Source organism: Micromonospora sp. NPDC047134, from assembly GCF_040643455.1.
Lineage (GTDB): Bacteria > Actinomycetota > Actinomycetes > Mycobacteriales > Micromonosporaceae > Micromonospora.
The window spans coordinates 1-1,448 of sequence record NZ_JBEYUI010000059.1; the positions used below are offsets into that span (position 1 = coordinate 1).

General features: G+C 70.1%; 1 protein-coding gene. It reads left to right on the forward strand.

Going from position 1 to position 1,448, the window contains the following annotated elements; all coding sequences use genetic code 11:
* Positions 1-119: 119 nt before the first annotated feature.
* Positions 120-1,436 carry an ISL3 family transposase gene (locus ABZ795_RS28730; protein ID WP_357532639.1) on the forward strand — a complete coding sequence of 439 codons (1,317 nt, stop codon included), beginning with the start codon at positions 120-122 and terminating at the stop codon, positions 1,434-1,436.
* Positions 1,437-1,448 lie beyond the last annotated feature (12 nt).

A 1,448-nucleotide genomic window follows, 5' to 3' on the forward strand; every position in this document is an offset into this window, starting at 1 on the left:
GGCTCTTCGAGCTTGAGCGGGGTTCGCGGCTGGCGGTGACCCGGATGTGAAGGGCTCGCAGCCCATCGGTGATCATCTGAGTGTCTAGTTCGGATGGTCACAAGTGAAGAGCTGCGAGCATGGTCAACGATACGACCCGGCTGCTGGGGCTGGACGGCCTGGTGGCCGAGCGGGTCGAGATGGACGCCGCTGGCGTCCCCGTGGTGAACCTGTCCACCAGTTGTGAACAGGCACGATGCTGCCCGCAGTGCGGGCAGCGAGCAGCGCGGGTGAAGGAGTGGGCCACGACCCGGCCGCGGGACCTGCCGGTCGCCGGGCGGCCGGTGCGGCTGCGCTGGCGTAAACGACGCTGGTACTGCCCGACCCCAGCCTGTCCACGCAGGTCGTTCACCGAACAGGTCGCCCAGGTTCCGGCCCGTTCACGGCTGACCACCCGACTGCGGCAGGCGGCTGGAGCGGCGGTCGCCGACGGCGGGCGCACGATCGTGCAGTCCGCCCGCGACCACGGCATCTCATGGCCGATCGTCGCGGCCGCGTTCACCACCCACGCCACCGCGGTGCTGCCGGCCGAGCCCGAGCCGGTCGCGGTGCTCGGCATCGACGAGGTCCGCCGGGGCAAACCGCACTGGAACTGGGACGAGCAGGCCGCATCGTGGACCACGACCGCGGACCGGTGGCACGTCGGCTTCTGCGACTTGTCCGGCGGCCAAGGGCTACTCGCCCAGGTCGAAGGCCGCACCACCGCCGCTGTCACCGGCTGGCTCACCGCTCGCCCACCGGCCTGGCGCGAGCAGATCACGGCGGTCGCGATCGACATGTGCACCGTGTTCAAGGCCGCGATCCGGCAAGTGCTGCCACACGCGCTGCTGGTCGTCGACCACTTCCACGTCGTGCAACTGGCCAACCGAGCCGTCACCGAGGTCCGCCGCCGGGTCACGCTCAGCCAACGCGGGCGTCGTGGCCGCGGTAGCGACCCCGAGTGGCGGATGCGCAACCGGCTGACCCGATCCGCGGCCCGCATGCCCGGCAAGCACGTCGACCGCCTGACCGACACCCTCGACGCCCTACCCGCCAAGATCGGCGCCCCGATCCTCGACGCGTGGAACGCGAAAGAAGACCTCCTCGACCTGCTTGCGACCGCCCGCACCCAGCCGGACCGCGAACACGTCCACCGGCTGCTACGCCGCTTCTACACCCGCTGCGCCGCCACCGACCTGCCCGAACTACACCGACTCGCCACCACCATCGAGACCTGGTGGCCGCAGATCCACGCGTTCCTGACCACCGGAATCACCAACGCCGGCTCCGAAGGAACCAACCGGGTCATCAAGACCGTCGCCCGCGACGCCTACGGCTTCCGCAACCCCGAAAACCAGCGATTACGCACCCGCACCGCGACAACCCGACGCCACCGCGGACACCTCAACCCCGCCTAACTTCGAAGAGCC

Bases quoted from the DNA above. Each gene is read 5' to 3' on its own strand.
- ABZ795_RS28730 (WP_357532639.1), top strand. From the start codon at position 120: ATGGTCAACGATACGACCCGGCTGCTGGGGCTGGACGGCCTGGTGGCC.